A 16,903-nucleotide genomic window follows, 5' to 3' on the forward strand; every position below is an offset into this window, starting at 1 on the left:
GGGTCTAGGGGCTGTGGTCTGGGCATTCACCCGGCGAACCCCAAGCCTGCCACGCCACCCGCCGCACCGGCCGGTTCGGCGCCCCCGCTACAGGGAGCGCCGCATCGCGCGGTGGGGGATCCCGGCGTCGGGGAACTCCGGTCCGTACGCCTGGTACCCCAGTCGCTCGTAGAAACCCAGGGCGTGGGTCTGCGCGTGCAGGTCCACGGCGGTGAGTCCCCGCGCGCGTGCGGCGTCCTCGACGGCCCGCACCAGCGCGGCCCCGACGCCCAGACCGCGGGCGGCGGCGGTCACCGCGAGCCGGCCCAGGGAGCCGACGGCCGGGTCGCCGTCGCCGTTCTTCGCGGCGGCGGCCGCACCGTGCAGCAGCCGGCCGGTGCCGAGCGGCACGCCGTCCCCGCGGATGGCCAGGACGTGCACGGCACCGGCGTCGTAGGCGTCGTACTCGATGTCCTCGGGGACCTTCTGCTCGGCGACGAAGACGTCCTTGCGGACGGCGAAGCAGGCCTCGCGGTCGGCGGGGTCCTCGGCGACACGCACCTCGTAGGCGGCCGGGGCCGGGCTCGGGGCGCTCATCCGTAGGTCTCCTCGCGGACCAGGTCCAGGGCCTGCTGGAGGTCCTCGGGGTAGTCGCTGGCGTACTCGACCCAGTCGCCGGTGCCGGGGTGCTCGAAGCCGAGCCGCACGGCGTGCAGCCACTGGCGGGTCAGGCGCAGCCGCTTGGCGAGGGTGGGGTCCGCGCCGTAGGTCAGGTCGCCGACGCAGGGGTGGCGGTGGGCGGCCATGTGGACGCGGATCTGGTGGGTGCGGCCGGTCTCCAGCTTCACGTCGAGCAGGGAGGCGGCGCGGAAGGCCTCGATGAGGTCGTAGTGCGTGACGGAGGGCTTGCCCTCGGCGGTGACGGCCCACTTGTAGTCGTGCTGCGGGTGGCGGCCGATGGGGGCGTCGATGGTGCCGCTGGTCGGGTCGGGGTGGCCCTGCACGAGCGTGTGGTAGCGCTTGTCGACCGTGCGCTCCTTGAACTGGCGCTTGAGCGAGGTGTAGGCGCGCTCCGACTTGGCCACCGCCATCAGTCCGGAGGTGCCGACGTCGAGGCGGTGCACGATGCCCTGGCGCTCGGCGGCGCCGGACGTGGAGATGCGGTACCCGGCGGCGGCCAGTCCGCCGATGACCGTCGTCCCGTTCCAGCCCGGGGACGGGTGGGCGGCGACGCCGACGGGCTTGACGATCACGACCACGTCCTCGTCGTCGTGCACGATCTCCATGCCCTCGACGGGCTCGGCGACCACCTGCACGGGCGCGGGCGCCTGCGGCATCTCGACCTCGAGCCAGGCGCCGCCGTGGACCCGCTCGGACTTGCCGACCACCGATCCGTCGACCTGCACCTTGCCCGCCGCGGCAAGCTCCGCGGCCTTGGTACGGGAGAAGCCGAACATGCGGGAGATGGCGGCGTCGACGCGCTCGCCCTCCAGGCCGTCGGGCACGGGCAGGGTACGGATCTCGGGAATCGTGCTCACCCCGTCGAGTATGCCGGACGGCCCGGACACTCCCGAACGCGCGCTCAGTCCCGGTGCCCGCTCAGTCCTTGTGGACGGTCCCGTCCGGGTCCAGCCCCCGGAAGGAGAGGATCACGATCAGGATGCCGCCGCAGACGATCGCCGAGTCGGCCAGGTTGAAGACGGCGAAGTGCTTGGGCGCGATGAAGTCCACGACCGCGCCCTCGAAGACGCCGGGGGCGCGGAAGATCCGGTCGGTGAGGTTGCCGAGGGCGCCGCCGAGCAGCAGGCCGAGCGCGATCGCCCAGGGCAGGCTGCGGAGCTTGCGCGCGAGGCGGGCGATCACGACGATCACGGCCGCCGCGATCACCGTGAAGATGATCGTGAAGGCCTCGCCGAAGCCGAAGGCCGCACCCGCGTTGCGGATCGCGGCGAACCTCAGCCAGTCGCCGATGATCTCGATCGGCTCGTGGTGCTCCAGCTTGGCGACCACGATCATCTTGCTGACCAGGTCGAGCAGGTAGGCGAAGACGGCGACCGCGAACAGCACGGCGACCCGCCGCTTGCCCCGAGGGCGCTCAGGAGCCTGCTCCTGCTTCCGCTCCTGCTCGGCGTCGGGCCGCTCCCGCCCGTCCCCCGCCGCGTCCGGGGTGTCCGGAGTACCGATGATGCGCTCCGCCTCTGCCACGTGAGTCCCTCAGCCTAGGTCCTTGACTGAGCACGAGGGTACGGCACACTTCCCGTCCCGGCTGCGGCTCAGTACCGGCGCTCCTGCTTCTGCTTGCACTCGACGCAGAGGGTGGCGCGCGGGAAGGCCTGCATCCGCGCCTTGCCGATCGGGTTGCCGCAGTTCTCGCACAGGCCGTAGGTGCCCGCGTCCAGGCGTTCCAGGGCGCGCTCGGTCTGGGTGAGCACCTCGCGCGCGGTGGCGGCCAGCGCCAGTTCGTGCTCGCGCGTGATGTTCTTGCTGCCGGTGTCCGCCTCGTCGTCGCCCGCGCCGTCGCCGGAGTCCCGCATCATGCCCTGCAGCGACCGCTCGGAGGTGTCGATCTCGGTGCGCAGCCGGTCGGCCTCGGACTCCAGCCCGCCGCGTGCCTCCTCGACCTCCTGCGGGGTCCAGGGTTCCTCGCCGGGGCGTACCGCGAGGTCACCGGGGTCCGCGGCGGTGCCGCGGGCCTTGGGAACAGCGGTCTTGGCCGCCGTGGCCGTGCCAGGAGTCTTCTTCGCAACCACCGTCGTGGCTCCCGTCTGCTCCGCGGCCTCGGCCGCGCCCACTTTCTTGGCCGTGCTCTTCTTCGCCGTGCTCTTCTTCGCGGCGGTCTTCGCCGCGGTCTTCTTGGCCCCGGTCCTCTTTGCCGGGCTCTTCCCCGCCCCCGCCTTCTTCGCGGGGTCCTGCTCCGCGGCGCCCTCCTCGGCGGCGCCCTGCTTCGCGGCCGTCGTCTTCTTCTTCGCCACCATGGCCGCGGCCCCTTCACATATTGTGATCTTGCGCGCGAATCGTGCTGGGACGATAAATCGACTCCGCCCTCGCGGCAACGGGGCACGCCGCCCGATTCGCCCGCCCACCGTGCGCCGCGCGGCGAGCATGCATGCGTTGTGCCCAGCTCCCCGCCCGGTAATCCGCCGGAAGCCCCCCGGCCCGACGGCTCGGGACCCGGACCCGGGACGGCGGCATTCGGGTCACACCGAAACCGGTCGGCCGCTGTCCGCCCGGCGCCGTACACTGGGCGGAGCGAAAAGCGTGGATGGGGACGAGTAGCGGCGTCAGCAGCCCAGAGCGACCCGGGGACGGTGTGAGCCCGGGGGCCAGCGCGACGTGAAGATCACCCCGGAGCCGCCGGAAGAAAGCCGTGGCAGGCCAGCCGCGGCGAGTAGAACCGGCTCGCGACCCCAATGAGGGGGCTCACCGGAGCACACGACGCACCGGCGGGCCAAGGAGGGTGGTACCGCGGGAGCACGGCTCTCGTCCCTCCGACGGAAGGCAGCACGTCCGCCGGAGGAAGCTCGTTGAATACGCAGCCGCAGTACCGCCAGGTGCCCGCCCAGGTCGACCTGCCCGCGCTCGAACACGCGGTGCTCGACTTCTGGCGTGAGCAGAAGATCTTCGCCAAGAGCCTGGAGCAGTCCGAGGGCCGCCCCGAGTGGGTGTTCTACGAGGGCCCGCCCACCGCCAACGGCATGCCCGGCGCCCACCACATCGAGGCGCGGGTCTTCAAGGACGTCTTCCCCCGCTTCCGCACGATGCGCGGCTACCACGTGGGCCGCAAGGCCGGCTGGGACTGCCACGGCCTGCCGGTGGAGCTGGCGGTGGAGAAGGAGCTGGGCTTCTCCGGCAAGCAGGACATCGAGGCGTACGGCATCGCCGAGTTCAACGCGAAGTGCCGCGAGTCGGTGACCCGGCACACCGACGCCTTCGAAGAGCTCACGACGCGCATGGGCTACTGGGCCGACCTCCAGGACCCGTACCGCACGATGGACCCCGAGTACATCGAGTCCGTCTGGTGGTCGCTGAAGGAGATCTTCAACAAGGGCCTGCTGGTCCAGGACCACCGCGTCGCCCCCTGGTGCCCCCGCTGCGGCACCGGCCTGTCCGACCACGAGCTGGCCCAGGGCTACGAGACGGTGGTCGACCCGTCCGTCTACGTCCGCTTCCCGCTGACCTCGGGCCCGCTGGCCGGCGAGGCCGCGCTGGTCGTCTGGACGACGACCCCGTGGACCCTGGTCTCCAACACGGCGGTCGCCGCGCACCCCGACGTCACCTACGTCGTCGCGACGAAGGGCCCAGAAGGAGCGGAGAAGCTGGTCGTCGCCGAGCCGCTGGTGGAGAAGGCCCTCGGCGAGGGCTGGGAGACCACCGGCCAGTCCTTCACCGGCGCCGAGATGGAGCGCTGGACGTACCAGCGCCCCTTCGAGCTGGTGGAGTTCCCGGAGCCCGCGCACTACGTGGTGAACGCGGACTACGTCACCACCGAGGACGGCACCGGCCTCGTCCACCAGTCCCCCGCCTTCGGTGAGGACGACCTCAAGGTCTGCCGCGCGTACGGCCTGCCCGTGGTCAACCCGGTCCGCCCGGACGGCACCTTCGAGGAGGAGGTCCCGCTGGTCGGCGGCGTCTTCTTCAAGAAGGCCGACGAGAAGCTGACCGAGGACCTGGACACCCGGGGCCTGCTCTTCAAGCACATCCCCTACGAGCACAGCTACCCGCACTGCTGGCGCTGCCACACCGCGCTGCTCTACTACGCGCAGCCGTCCTGGTACATCCGCACCACCGCCATCAAGGACCGCCTCCTCCAGGAGAACGAGAAGACCAACTGGTTCCCGGAGGCGGTCAAGCACGGCCGGTACGGCGACTGGCTGAACAACAACATCGACTGGGCGCTCTCCCGCAACCGCTACTGGGGCACCCCGCTGCCGATCTGGCGCTGCGAGGACGACCACCTCACGGTCGTCGGCTCCCGCGCGGAGCTGACCGGGCTGTCCGGCACCGACCAGTCGGCCCTGGACCCGCACCGCCCGTACATCGACGACGTGACCTTCTCCTGCCCCCAGGACGGGTGCGGGAAGACGGCCACGCGCGTGCCGGAGGTGATCGACGCCTGGTACGACTCGGGTTCGATGCCGTTCGCGCAGTGGGGCTACCCCTACAAGAACAAGGAGCTGTTCGAGAGCCGCTACCCGGCGCAGTTCATCTCCGAGGCCATCGACCAGACCCGCGGCTGGTTCTACACGCTGATGGCGGTCGGCACCCTGGTCTTCGACAAGTCCTCCTACGAGAACGTGGTCTGCCTCGGCCACATCCTCGCCGAGGACGGCCGCAAGATGTCCAAGCACCTGGGCAACATCCTCCAGCCGATCCCGCTGATGGACCAGCACGGCGCCGACGCGGTCCGCTGGTTCATGGCGGCCGGCGGTTCGCCCTGGGCCGCCCGCCGGGTGGGCCACGGCACCATCCAGGAGGTCGTCCGCAAGACGCTCCTCACGTACTGGAACACGGTCGCCTTCCAGGCCCTGTACGCCCGCACCTCGGGCTGGGCACCGAGCGAGACGGACCCGGCCCCGGCCGACCGCCCGGTCCTGGACCGCTGGCTGCTGTCCGAGCTGCACGCGCTGACCGACCAGGTGACGCAGGCGCTGGACGCCTACGACACCCAGCGCGCCGGCAAGCTGCTGTCCGCGTTCGTCGACGACCTGTCCAACTGGTACGTGCGCCGCTCCCGCCGCCGCTTCTGGCAGGGCGACAAGGCGGCGCTGCGCACCCTGCACGAGGTCGTCGAGACGGTCACCAAGCTGATGGCGCCGCTGACCCCGTTCATCACCGAGCGGGTCTGGCAGGACCTGGTCGTACCGGTCACCCCGGGCGCGCCGGAGTCGGTGCACCTTTCCTCATGGCCGGAAGCCGACCTCACGGCGATCGACCCGGAGCTGTCGAAGCAGATGCTCCTGGTCCGCCGCCTGGTCGAGCTGGGCCGTGCCACGCGCGCGGAGTCGGGCGTCAAGACCCGTCAGCCGCTCAGCCGCGCGCTGATCGCGGTGGCGGGCTTCGACACGCTCTCCCCCGAGCTGCACACGCAGATCACCGAGGAGCTGAACGTCGCGTCCCTCGCGTCGCTGAGCGAGGTCGGCGGCTCCCTGGTCGACACGACGGCGAAGGCCAACTTCCGGGCGCTGGGCAAGCGGTTCGGCAAGCGCGTCCAGGACGTGGCGAAGGCCGTCGCCGCCGCGGACGCCGCCGCGCTGTCCCTCGCCCTGCGCGAGGGCACGGCCTCGGTGGAGGTCGACGGCGAGACCGTGACGCTCGCTCCCAACGAGGTGATCATCACGGAGACGCCGCGCGAGGGCTGGTCGGTCGCCTCCGACTCGGGCGCGACGGTGGCGCTCGACCTGGAGATCACGGAGGAGCTGCGCCGTGCGGGCCTCGCCCGGGACGCGATCCGCCTGATCCAGGAGGCCCGCAAGAACAGCGGCCTCGATGTCGCCGACCGGATCGCCCTGCGCTGGACGGCCACGGACCCGGCGACGATCGCCGCCCTGACCGACCACTCCGGCCTGATCGCCGACGAGGTCCTGGCGACGGACTTCGCCCAGGGCGAGGCGGACGACACGTACGGGGAGCCGTTCACGGACGAGGGCCTGTCCCTGGTGTTCCGCCTGCGCAAGGAGTAGCCGCAGCCCGAACAGAGGGGCCCGCATCCCTGGACCGGGATGCGGGCCCCGCTGCTTGCCTCGGCTGCGCCCACAGCAAAGGGAGGGCCCCGGGTCAGAAACCCGGGGCCCTCCCTGAACGTTGCCGAAGGCTACGCCGTACTACAGATCAGTTGTCGTCCTCGTCGATCAGGAACCCGCGCATCGGCGAAGGCGCCTGCCCCATCGGCGACGGCCCCTGGGGCCGCACCGGTGCCATCGGCTGGGTCATCGCCGGCGACATCTGCTGCTGACCGCCGTAGGACGGACCGGACTGGCCCGGACCGCTGCCCATCGACTGGTTGCCGCCGTAGGACGGCGCACTGGCGCCGGCCGGTGCCATCGAGGGCGCCGGGGACGGCGGCAGGGAGGCCGTCGCGGGCGTGCGCGGGGGGGCGAGCGAGTCGTCCGCCTGGGTCTCCAGCTGGCGCAGCTGCGACTCCAGGTAGGACTTCAGCCGCGTGCGGTACTCGCGCTCGAAGCCGCGCAGGTCCTCGACCTTGCGCTCCAGCGTGGCGCGGGCGGACTCCAGGGAGCCCATCGCGACGCGGTGCTTCTCCTGCGCGTCCCGCTCCAGGGCGTCCGCCTTGGCACGGGCGTCCCGCTCCAGGCCCTCGGCACGCGAACGCGCCTCACCGACGATCTTGTTGGCCTCGGAACGGGCCTCGGCGATCGCCTGGTCGGCGGTCTGCTGGGCCAGCGAGAGCACGCGGGCGGCACTGTCGCCGCCGGGGCCACCCTGACCGGGCATGCCGGGACCACCGGGGCCCTGCGGGCCGCCCATGGGGCCGCCCATCGGACCGGGACCCATCTGGCCCTGCATCGGACCCGGTCCCTGGCCCATCGGCCCGGGACCCTGGCCCATCGGGCCGGGACCCTGCGGGCCACCCTGTCCGCCGGGGCCGGCGGGCAGCTGCGGGGCACCGCTCGGCAGCTGGGGCGGGCCACCCATGGGGCCACCCATCTGCTGCTGCGGCGGGCCCGATATGCCGGCGGGCACCGGAGCGCCGGGACCTCGCATGCCCTGCTGCGGCATACCGCCCTGCTGCGGGGGGTGCCCCTGCTGGTGCTGCGGCTGCTGATCCTGCGGAGGTTCCGGAGGCTTGCGCATGTTCTGCTGGTTCTGCGCGGCCGCGCGCGTCGCCGCAGCCAGCTTGGCGCGCAGGTCCTCGTTCTCGCGGAGCAGCCGGGTCAGTTCGGCTTCGACCTCGTCGAGGAAGGCATCGACCTCGTCCTCGTCATAGCCTTCTCGGAGGCGGACGGTCGTGAACTGCTTGTTCCGCACGTCCTCGGGGGTCAACGGCATCTCTTCACCTCAACGTTGTCGTCGGCATTCGGCAAGCCCGTATCTCTCTCATCGATCACAGCCGGCTCACGATCGAGATCAGGATGTAGACGATGATCATCAGTACGAAGAAGGACAGGTCGAGCGCCACGCCCCCGAGACGCAGCGGCGGGATGAACCGCCGCAGAAGCTTCAACGGTGGATCGGTGACAGTGTAGGTGGCCTCCAGAACGACCACCATCGCCTTGCCGGGTTGCCACGAGCGGGCGAACTGGAAGACGTAGTCCATGACCAACCGGAAGATGAGCACGATGAGGAAGCACATCAGCGCGATGTAGACGACATCCAGGACCACGCTCATGACCTGTGCTTCCCTCTCCCCTGAACCATCTCTCGGACCCTTCCTCGGGCCCGTGTTCTTGCTCTGTACCGGTGGTGCGTCTCAGCTCTGGTTGAAGAACCCGCCCTCTGCGATGCGGGCCTTGTCCTCCGCCGTGACATCGACGTTAGCAGGAGACAGCAGGAACACCTTCTGCGTCACCCGCTCGATACTGCCGTGAAGACCAAACACCAAACCGGCCGCAAAGTCGACAAGTCGCTTCGCATCTGTGTCATCCATCTCAGTGAGATTCATGATCACCGGCGTGCCCTCACGGAAGTGTTCCCCGATGGTACGGGCCTCGTTGTAGGTCCGGGGGTGAAGTGTGGTGATCCGGTAGGGCTCTCGTTCGGACACGACCTTGGGCATGATGACCGGTGCGCTCTTTTCCAGGCTTGCGCGTTCTTGTGTGATGGACGCCACGGGCGCGATCCGCGCCGGACGGCCGGATTCCGCCGCGAGCGAAGAGGAACGGGGCATCGGCTCGCGCTGCGCGGGCGGTTGTACGACTCGTACCTCTTCGTCCCTTTGGGGCTGATGCGCACCGTGTGACTGGTGCGCCGGTTCGTGACGCCGGTGATCCCGCTCGGGTTCCGGGTCCAGTTCGGGTTCGAAGTCGTCGTCGGGGTCGAACCCCCGGCCGTCGTACCCATCGTCCTCCACGAGGCCGAGGTAGACCGCCATCTTGCGCATCGCGCCGGCCATGCTCTGAGTCCTCCGCTCTGTGGTGGATCTGCCGACGACTCCAAGTGCCTGCGATCCACGAGGTCGTTGCGTCCGCCTTTCGGCGGTAATGACCATATTTTCTGCTGTGGTCCGACTTCTTGGCGACGTTACCCGAGCCTGGGTCGGACTCCGAGTACCGCAGTGCCGACGCGTACATGTGTCGCTCCGGCGGCCACGGCCTGTTCGAGGTCCGCACTCATCCCCGCGGAGACCATGTTCGCAGCCGGATGGGTTCGGCGCACGTAGGTCGACAAATCCATGAGGTGCTCGAACGCCGCCTGTTGGCGTCCCGCGTACTCGCCGGTGAGCGGGGCCACGGTCATCAGCCCGTCGAACCGCAGCCCGTCCGATCCGGCGACCAGGTCGGCCAACTCTTCGATTCCGGCGGGTGCGACGCCACCGCGCTCCCCGCGCCCGCTCTCCCCCGCGTCGAGTGCGACCTGGAGGAGACAGCCCACCTCGCGGCCGGCCCGTACGGCCTCCTTCGACAGGGCCGTGACCAGCCGGGCCCGGTCGACCGACTGCACCACGTCGGCGTAACCGACCACGGAACGCACCTTGTTGGTCTGCAACTGACCGACGAAGTGCCATGAAAGCGGCAGGTCGGAGCAGGCGGCGGCCTTGGGTGCCGCGTCCTGGTCGCGGTTCTCCGCGACGTGGCGCACCCCGAGTTCCGAGAGAATGCGCACATCGTCCGCGGGGTAGGTCTTGGTGACCACGATGAGGGTCACGTCCTCGCGCGGGCGGCCCGCGGCCGCGCAGGCGGCGGTGATGCGCTCTTCCACTTTCGCCAGGTTCGCGGCGAGTTCGTGCTTACGGTCCGTCATGCCCCATCAGTCCAGCCACACATAGCCCGCGAGCCGCCCGGTGGTGCGGTCGCGTCGGTACGAGAAGTGGTCCGCCGACTCCCGGGTGCACACCGGCGACTGCGCCCGGTCGCGCACCCCGAGGCGCGAGAGCTGCGCGTGCACTCCGGCGCCCACGTCGAGCGCCGGTGTGCCCCAACTGGTGTCGGCGTACGCCGCGGGCTCGACGGCGGCCACCTCGGCGCGCATCTCCTCGGGCACCTCGTAGCACCGGCCGCACACGGCGGGTCCGGTGCGGGCGACGATCCGGGCGGGGTCCGCGCCGAGTCCGGTCATGGCCCGTACGGCGGCGGGAACCACCCCGGCGACCAGGCCGGGCCGGCCCGCGTGGGCCGCGGCGGCGACGCCGGCGACCGGGTCGGCGAGCAGGACGGGCACGCAGTCGGCGGTGAGGACGGCGAGGGCGAGACCGCGTTCGGCGGTGACGACCGCGTCGACCCGCGGGACCGGGCGGTCTCCCCAGGGCGCGTCGACCACGGCGACGTCGGCGCCGTGCACCTGGTTCATCCAGACCACCCGGGCCGGGTCGACGTCCAGCGACTTGGCCGCCAGTTCCCGGTTGGCCGTGACGGCGGCGGGGTCGTCACCGACCGCGCCGCCGAGGTTGAGCTCCTCGTACGGAACGGCGCTCACTCCGCCCCACCGGTCGGTGAAGCCGAAGTACGCGCCGTTCACGGTGTCGCGCTGTCCTATCACTTCAGGAAGTCCGGCACGTCCAGTTCCTCGGCCGCGCTGTCCGAGTAGGTGCGCGACGGCGGGACCGGCGGCGGCGAGACCGGCGGCAGGTCGGCGACCGGCTCCGGCGCGGGCGCCTGCTCGGGCTCCTCCTTCGGCTTGACGCTGCCGAGCGAGCCGAAGGACGGGCGGCTCTCGGACTGCCGGGCCGGGGTGGGCTCCTCGCGCTTGGCCGAGGACGACCCGAGGACGTTGTCCCGCTTGGACGGCGGCTGGCCCCCGTCGAAGCCGGCCGCGATCACGGTGACCCGTACCTCGTCGCCGAGGGCGTCGTCGATGACCGCGCCGAAGATGATGTTGGCCTCGGGGTGGGCGGCCTCGCTGACCAGCTGGGCGGCCTCGTTGATCTCGAACAGGCCGAGGTCGGAGCCGCCGGAGATGGAGAGCAGCACGCCCCGGGCGCCGTCGATGGACGCCTCGAGCAGCGGCGAGGAGATCGCCATCTCGGCCGCGGCCACCGCGCGGTCGTCGCCGCGGGCCGAGCCGATGCCCATGAGCGCGGACCCGGCCTCGGACATGACCGACTTCACGTCGGCGAAGTCGAGGTTGATCAGGCCGGGGGTGGTGATGAGGTCGGTGATGCCCTGCACACCGGAGAGCAGCACCTGGTCGGCGGACTTGAACGCGTCGAGCACGCTGACCTGGCGGTCCGAGATGGACAGCAGGCGGTCGTTGGGGATGACGATGAGGGTGTCGACCTCTTCGCGGAGCTCGGCGATGCCGTCCTCTGCCTGGTTGGCCCGGCGCCGTCCCTCGAAGGTGAACGGGCGGGTGACCACGCCGATGGTGAGGGCGCCCAGCGAGCGGGCGATGTTGGCCACGACGGGCGCGCCGCCGGTGCCGGTGCCGCCGCCTTCACCGGCTGTCACGAAGACCATGTCGGCCCCCTTGAGGACCTCCTCGATCTCCTCGCGGTGGTCCTCGGCGGCCTTGCGGCCGACGGCCGGGTTGGCTCCGGCGCCGAGTCCGCGGGTGAGTTCGCGGCCGACGTCGAGCTTGACGTCGGCGTCGCTCATCAACAGCGCCTGTGCGTCGGTGTTGATGGCGATGAACTCGACGCCCTTGAGACCGACCTCGATCATCCGGTTGATGGCATTGACACCACCGCCGCCGACACCGATGACTTTGATGACTGCGAGGTAGTTCTGCGGTGCTGCCACGTCGAAGGCCTCTCGCCTCGAGTTACGTGTCGCCCGGTCACCGAAGCTCTGATGCCCCCGCGACCCGACGACTGATGCCGATTGGGACGGTCCGTAGCGCCGACCCGAACCCTAACGCTGAAGTTTAGGGTTACCAGTGTGTCTGTTCCTTGGACTCTTCCGAACAGGACACTAAGTCGACAAGTGGCGCACGTTCAACGAACACGCCGAACCTCCCGTTTTTCTTTTCACCCTATGTGATCAGCCGTAGCGCTGCCCAACCAGGGTGCTGGCCTGCGCGTATACCCGTCAACTCCCCGATGACGCCGGGGCGGTGGGGACACTCACGTCGAAGTGCCGCGCATCGGGCGTCGCTTTCATCAGCGCGGTGAGCGCGCGGGCTTTGCGCTCGCCCTGCTCACCGCTCCCCCACGCCACGGTCCTCCCGCCGCTCAACTCCAGCGAGATGTCGTCGTAGGAACGAACCTTGACGACCCGTGCGGCCCGGGCGACCTTGTCCGGGAGCCGCCCGGCCACCCGCACCGCCTCGCGCACCAGGCGGTCGTCGTCGAAGCGGCGCAGGCTCGCCGCGGCGGAGCCGGAACGGGAGGGTTCCAATTCCAGCGCGGGCACGCCTTTCGGGGCCTTGGAAATCGTGGCGAAACGGACGCCTTCATCGTCCACTTCCACGAAGTTTCGGCCCTTTTGGGCAATCAGGACCGGAGTACGCTCGGTCACTTTCAGTCCGATTCCGTGCGGCCAGGAACGCTCCACCTCGACCTCGTCAATGCGGGGCAATTTCCGGCGCAGCCGGGCCTCTACGGCCTCCATGTCGACCGAGATCAGCGGGTCCCCCACCGGCACGTCGGCGGCCTCGCGCACCTGAGCGGGCGTCAGAACACGCGTACCCGAGACGGACACGTCTTCGAGACGCGTCCAGTTCGAGCCGTAGAGCACCCAGACCGTTCCGCCGGCGACGAGCACGAGCGTGACGGCGAGGATGATGATCGTACGAAGGCGGGGCGGCCGGAAGCGGCGGGCCCGGGGCGGGCCGGACGACTCCTCCTGGCGTGCACCGCGCTCGGCGGTGGTCGGTCCGGCCACTACCCCTGCCTTCCGTCAGACGTGTCTAGCGGTGCGCGCGGGCGGCGATCGCCTCGTACACCATGCCGACGAGGAGGTCGTCGGCGTCCCGGCGGCCGAACTCGGCGGCTGCGCGGGACATCTCGTACAGCCGGTGCGGGTCGGCGAGCACCGGCAGGACGTTCTGCTGGAGCCACTCGGGCGTGAGTTCCGCGTCGTCGACCAGCAGCCCGCCGCCGGCCTTGACCACCGGCTGGGCGTTCAGTCGCTGTTCGCCGTTGCCGATGGGCAGCGGGACGTAGGCGGCCGGGAGGCCGACGGCGGAGAGTTCGGCGACGGTCATCGCGCCCGCGCGGCAGAGCATCATGTCGGCGGCGGCGTACGCGAGGTCCATCCGGTCCAGATAACTTACCGGGATGTACGGGGGCATCCCCGGCATCTGGTGGACCTGCGGCAGTTCGTTCTTGGGGCCGACCGCGTGCAGGATCTGGATCCCGGCCTGCTGGAGCCAGGGCGCGACCTGCTGGATCACCTCGTTGAGACGGCGGGCGCCCTGCGAGCCGCCGGTGACCAGCAGCGTCGGCAGGTTGGGATCGAGCCCGAACATCGCGCGGGCCTCGGGACGCGCGGCGGCGCGGTCCAGGGTGGCGATGGAGCGGCGCAGCGGGATGCCGATGTAGCGGGAGTTGCGCAGCTTGCTGTCAGGAGTGGAGACGGCGACCTGGGCGGCGTAGCGCGAGCCGATCTTGTTGGCCAGACCGGGGCGGGCGTTGGCCTCGTGGACGACGATCGGCACGCCGAGCCGCTTGGCCGCGAGGTAGGCGGGCAGCGCCACATAGCCGCCGAAGCCGGCCACCGCGTCCGCCTTGGTGCGCTCCAGGATCTGCTCGGTCGCCTTGATGGTGCCGCGCAGCCGGCCCGGGACGGTGATCAGCTCGGGGGTGGGCTTGCGCGGCAGCGGTACGGCCGGGATCAGCGCCAGCTCGTAACCCCGCTCGGGCACCAGGCGGGTCTCCAGGCCGCGTTCCGTGCCCAGGGCCGTGATCCCCACGGTCGGATCCTGCCTGCGCAGGGCGTCCGCGAGGGCGAGCGCGGGCTCGATGTGGCCCGCGGTTCCTCCGCCGGCGAGTACGACATGCACCGAAATTCACCGCTCTCCGGACGAGCGCGCCGCCGAGGCGCGCCGTCGCATCGTGTTCCAACTCCCAGGGCTCCGCTTGCCCGCGGGTGCCCTGGCTCCCCGCTTTCTACCAAAGCGAGGTTGCCGCAACGCAAGCGCCGCCCGCGCACCGGGTTCATCACGCGCGAACGCGATCAGCAGACCGATGGCGAACATGGTCGGCAGCAGGGCGGAACCCCCGTAGGAGAACAGCGGGAGCGGGACACCGGCGATCGGCAGCAGCCCGAGGACCGCACCGATGTTGATCACGGCCTGGGCCGTGATCCAGGTGGTCACGCCTCCCGCGGCATACCTCACGAAGGGGTCCTCCGTGCGTCCGGCCACGCGGATACCCGCATAGCCTAGGGCCGCGAAGAGGGCGAGCACCGACAGCGTCCCCGCCAGGCCCAGTTCCTCACCGGTGACGGCGAAGATGAAGTCGGTGTGCGCTTCGGGGAGTTGGCCCCATTTCTCCACACTGGCACCGAGCCCGGATCCGAACAGTCCGCCCGAGGCGAGGGCGTAGATGCCGTGCACGGCCTGCCAGCAGGAGTCGCCGGGACCCGGGTCGGTGGCACCGAGGCAGTTGAGCCGGGCCATGCGGTTCGCGCTGGTCTTGATGAGGATGAAGCCGAGCAGCAGGGCGATCGAGAGCACGCCCGCGAACAGCCGGGTGGGCGCGCCGGCCAGCCACAGCAGACCGAACAGGATCGCCGTGAGGATGATCGCGGTACCCATGTCGCCGCCGATCATGATCAGCCCGAGCAGCATGAACGCGGCCGGCACCAGCGGCACCAGCATGTGCTTCCACTGGGTCAGCAGCTTCTTGTCGTGCTTGCGCGCGAGCAGGTCCGCGCCCCACAGCACCAGGGCCAGCTTGCCGAACTCGCTGGGCTGGATCTGGAAGGAGCCGCCCAGCGAGATCCAGTTCTGGTTGCCGTTGACCGCGACTCCTATCCCCGGCACCTGGACCAGGATCATCAGGAAGACGGCCCCGGCGAGGATCGGATAGGCCAGCGCGCGGTGCAGTTTGACCGGCATCCGCATGGCGGCGACCATGAGGCCGGCGCCGATGAGCGCCGCGAGCGCCTGCTTGCGGAAGAAGTACGAGCCGGGCAGCGAGAGCTGGAGCGCGGTGATCTGGGACGCCGAGTAGACCATCACCAGGCCGAGCACGGTGATCAGCAGACTGCCGCCGAAGATCAGGTAGTACGCGGTCAGCGGCCGGTCCCAGGCGCGGCGCAGCCGGTGGTAGAGGCGGAGCACGGGGTTCTCGTGCGGCGGCCCCGGTGTGGCGGGTCGCCTGACGGACCGCTGTACGGGCGGGCGTCCGGTGCGGCTCTGGGGACTACCGGGCATCGCGGCCTCCGCTGTCCTTCGGCATGGACCGTCCCACGCGTCCTCCCGAGTTCACCCGGCGGCAGGAGGCGGCCGGGTCAGGCGCCGAGTTCGCGAACGGCCTGCGCGAACGCGTCACCGCGCTGGTTGTAGTTGGTGAACATGTCCATGGAGGCACAGGCCGGTGCCAGCAGCACCGTGTCGCCGGGCCGGGCGAGCCGCCGCGCCTCCTGGACGGCCTGGAGCATCGCACCAGTGTCGGTCCGGTCGAGGTCGACCACGGGTACTTCGGGCGCGTGTCGCGCCAGGGCTTCGCGGATCAGGGCGCGGTCGGCGCCGATGAGGACGGCGCCGCGCAGCCGCTTGGCCGCGCCCGCGACCAGTTCGTCGAAGGTCGCGCCCTTGGCCAGTCCGCCGGCGATCCACACGATCGACTCGTAGGCCGCCAAGGAGGCTTCGGTCGCATGGGTGTTGGTGGCCTTGGAGTCGTCCACGTACGCCACCCCGTCCACGTCGGCGACGTGCGCGATGCGGTGGGCGTCCGGGGTGAAGGCGCGCAGCCCGTCCCGTACGGCGGCGGCACAGACGCCGAAGGCACGGGCGAGGCCCGCGGCGGCAAGGGCGTTGGCGATGTTGTGCGGGGCCGGCGGGTTGACGTCGGAGATCTCGGCGAGTTCCTGGGCGTTCTTCTGCCGGTCCTCGACGAAGGCGCGGTCGACCAGGAGGCCCTCCACGACGCCGAGTTGGGAAGGGCCGGGCGTGCCGAGCGTGAAGCCGACCGCCCGGCAGCCCTCCTCGACGTCGGCGGCGCGGACCAGGTCCTCGGTGGCCTTGTCGGCCACGTTGTAGACGCAGGCCACGCGATTGCCCTCGTAGATGCGGCCCTTGTCGGCCGCGTAGGCCTCCATCGAGCCGTGCCAGTCGAGGTGGTCCGGGGCGAGGTTGAGCACGGCGGCGGAGTGGGCGCGCAGGGAGGGCGCCCAGTGGAGCTGGTAGCTGGACAGCTCCACGGCGAGGACGTCGTACTCCTCCTCGCCGGTAACCGCGTCCAGCAGGGAGACGCCGATGTTGCCGACGGCGGCGGTGCGCAGACCGGCCGCCTTCAGGATCGACGCGAGCATCTGGACGGTGGTGGTCTTGCCGTTGGTGCCGGTGACCGCCAGCCAGGGGGCGGGCTTCCTGCCGTCCAGGCCGCGCAGCCGCCAGGCCAGCTCCACGTCGCCCCAGACCGGGACGCCGACCTCTCCGGCCGCCGTGAACAGCGGCTTGGTGGGCTTCCAGCCCGGTGCGGTGACGATCAGCTCGGTGCCCTCGGGCAGCGTGTCCCCGTCGCCGAGGCGCACGGCGACACCGAGCGCCTCCAGCTCCGCCGCCTGCGCCCGGGCGCGCTCGTCGGCGCCGTCGTTGACGACGGTGACGTGCGCGCCGAGCCCGTGCAGCACCTTGGCCGCCGGGACGCCGGAGACGCCGAGTCCGGCGACGGTGACGTGCTTGCCGGTGAATTCCGAAGGCACCG

General features: G+C 70.8%; 15 protein-coding genes. 1 reads left to right on the top strand and 14 read right to left on the bottom strand.

Annotated features, from left to right (window positions below; all coding sequences use genetic code 11):
- Positions 1-87: 87 nt before the first annotated feature.
- The 4 genes from ACZ56V_RS25970 to ACZ56V_RS25985 form a co-directional block, all read right to left on the bottom strand.
- Positions 88-576 (bottom strand): GNAT family N-acetyltransferase, encoded by a 489-nt coding sequence (locus tag ACZ56V_RS25970; RefSeq protein WP_398912734.1) that lies wholly within the window; start codon positions 574-576, stop codon positions 88-90.
- Complete coding sequence (locus ACZ56V_RS25975) at positions 573-1,517, bottom strand: RluA family pseudouridine synthase (RefSeq protein WP_356363049.1); 945 nt, start codon at positions 1,515-1,517, stop codon at positions 573-575. The genes ACZ56V_RS25970 and ACZ56V_RS25975 overlap by 4 nt, the downstream gene beginning before the upstream one ends.
- 61 nt (positions 1,518-1,578) lie before the next feature.
- Positions 1,579-2,184: a signal peptidase II gene (gene lspA / locus ACZ56V_RS25980; RefSeq protein WP_356363051.1), complete on the bottom strand. Its 606-nt coding sequence runs from the start codon at positions 2,182-2,184 to the stop codon at positions 1,579-1,581.
- A gap of 68 nt (positions 2,185-2,252) precedes the next feature.
- Positions 2,253-2,954 carry a TraR/DksA family transcriptional regulator gene (locus tag ACZ56V_RS25985; RefSeq protein ID WP_356363054.1) on the bottom strand — a complete coding sequence of 234 codons (702 nt, stop codon included), beginning with the start codon at positions 2,952-2,954 and terminating at the stop codon, positions 2,253-2,255.
- Positions 2,955-3,503: 549 nt separating this feature from the next.
- On the opposite strand from ACZ56V_RS25985, the gene ileS reads away from it, so the two are divergent.
- The gene (ileS, locus tag ACZ56V_RS25990) at positions 3,504-6,659 is read left to right on the top strand and encodes an isoleucine--tRNA ligase (RefSeq protein WP_468945575.1); all 3,156 of its coding nucleotides are present in this window, start codon (positions 3,504-3,506) and stop codon (positions 6,657-6,659) included.
- A 148-nt stretch (positions 6,660-6,807) separates the two neighbouring features.
- Here the strand turns inward: ileS and divIVA are convergent, their stop codons facing one another.
- The 10 genes from divIVA to murD form a co-directional block, all read right to left on the bottom strand.
- Entirely contained in the window at positions 6,808-7,983 is a 1,176-nt protein-coding gene (divIVA, locus tag ACZ56V_RS25995; protein WP_468945577.1) for an apical growth/hyphal branching protein DivIVA, read from the bottom strand.
- Between the two features lie 55 nt (positions 7,984-8,038).
- On the bottom strand, positions 8,039-8,323 hold the full coding sequence (locus ACZ56V_RS26000) for a YggT family protein (RefSeq protein ID WP_007448661.1): 285 nt from the start codon (positions 8,321-8,323) through the stop codon (positions 8,039-8,041).
- A gap of 81 nt (positions 8,324-8,404) precedes the next feature.
- Complete coding sequence (locus ACZ56V_RS26005) at positions 8,405-9,046, bottom strand: cell division protein SepF (protein ID WP_104635812.1); 642 nt, start codon at positions 9,044-9,046, stop codon at positions 8,405-8,407.
- 128 nt (positions 9,047-9,174) lie between these two features.
- Positions 9,175-9,894, bottom strand: coding sequence for a YggS family pyridoxal phosphate-dependent enzyme (locus ACZ56V_RS26010; RefSeq protein WP_104635813.1), 720 nt, complete (start codon positions 9,892-9,894; stop codon positions 9,175-9,177).
- A 6-nt stretch (positions 9,895-9,900) separates the two neighbouring features.
- A complete protein-coding gene (gene pgeF / locus ACZ56V_RS26015; protein ID WP_468945581.1) occupies positions 9,901-10,629 on the bottom strand; it encodes a peptidoglycan editing factor PgeF in 729 nt (242 codons plus the stop codon).
- Positions 10,626-11,828, bottom strand: a complete 1,203-nt coding sequence (ftsZ, locus tag ACZ56V_RS26020; RefSeq protein WP_030186508.1) for a cell division protein FtsZ — start codon at positions 11,826-11,828, stop codon at positions 10,626-10,628. The genes pgeF and ftsZ overlap by 4 nt, the downstream gene beginning before the upstream one ends.
- 288 nt (positions 11,829-12,116) lie before the next feature.
- On the bottom strand, positions 12,117-12,911 hold the full coding sequence (gene ftsQ / locus ACZ56V_RS26025; protein WP_398912748.1) for a cell division protein FtsQ: 795 nt from the start codon (positions 12,909-12,911) through the stop codon (positions 12,117-12,119).
- Between the two features lie 25 nt (positions 12,912-12,936).
- On the bottom strand, positions 12,937-14,031 hold the full coding sequence (murG, locus tag ACZ56V_RS26030) for an undecaprenyldiphospho-muramoylpentapeptide beta-N-acetylglucosaminyltransferase (RefSeq protein WP_059299072.1): 1,095 nt from the start codon (positions 14,029-14,031) through the stop codon (positions 12,937-12,939).
- Between the two features lie 6 nt (positions 14,032-14,037).
- Entirely contained in the window at positions 14,038-15,408 is a 1,371-nt protein-coding gene (ftsW, locus tag ACZ56V_RS26035; protein WP_467383034.1) for a putative lipid II flippase FtsW, read from the bottom strand.
- A 77-nt stretch (positions 15,409-15,485) separates the two neighbouring features.
- Entirely contained in the window at positions 15,486-16,901 is a 1,416-nt protein-coding gene (gene murD / locus ACZ56V_RS26040; RefSeq protein WP_468945586.1) for a UDP-N-acetylmuramoyl-L-alanine--D-glutamate ligase, read from the bottom strand.
- Positions 16,902-16,903: the final 2 nt, after the last annotated feature.

The sequence above is a fragment of the Streptomyces sp. NPDC034099 genome (genome assembly GCF_055575415.1).

Bases quoted from the DNA above. Each gene is read 5' to 3' on its own strand.
- ACZ56V_RS25970 (WP_398912734.1), bottom strand. From the start codon at position 576: ATGAGCGCCCCGAGCCCGGCCCCGGCCGCCTACGAGGTGCGTGTCGCC.
- ACZ56V_RS25985 (WP_356363054.1), bottom strand. From the start codon at position 2,954: ATGGTGGCGAAGAAGAAGACGACGGCCGCGAAGCAGGGCGCCGCCGAG.
- divIVA (WP_468945577.1), bottom strand. From the start codon at position 7,983: ATGCCGTTGACCCCCGAGGACGTGCGGAACAAGCAGTTCACGACCGTC.
- ACZ56V_RS26000 (WP_007448661.1), bottom strand. From the start codon at position 8,323: ATGAGCGTGGTCCTGGATGTCGTCTACATCGCGCTGATGTGCTTCCTC.
- ACZ56V_RS26005 (WP_104635812.1), bottom strand. From the start codon at position 9,046: ATGGCCGGCGCGATGCGCAAGATGGCGGTCTACCTCGGCCTCGTGGAG.
- ACZ56V_RS26010 (WP_104635813.1), bottom strand. From the start codon at position 9,894: ATGACGGACCGTAAGCACGAACTCGCCGCGAACCTGGCGAAAGTGGAA.
- ftsW (WP_467383034.1), bottom strand. From the start codon at position 15,408: ATGCCCGGTAGTCCCCAGAGCCGCACCGGACGCCCGCCCGTACAGCGG.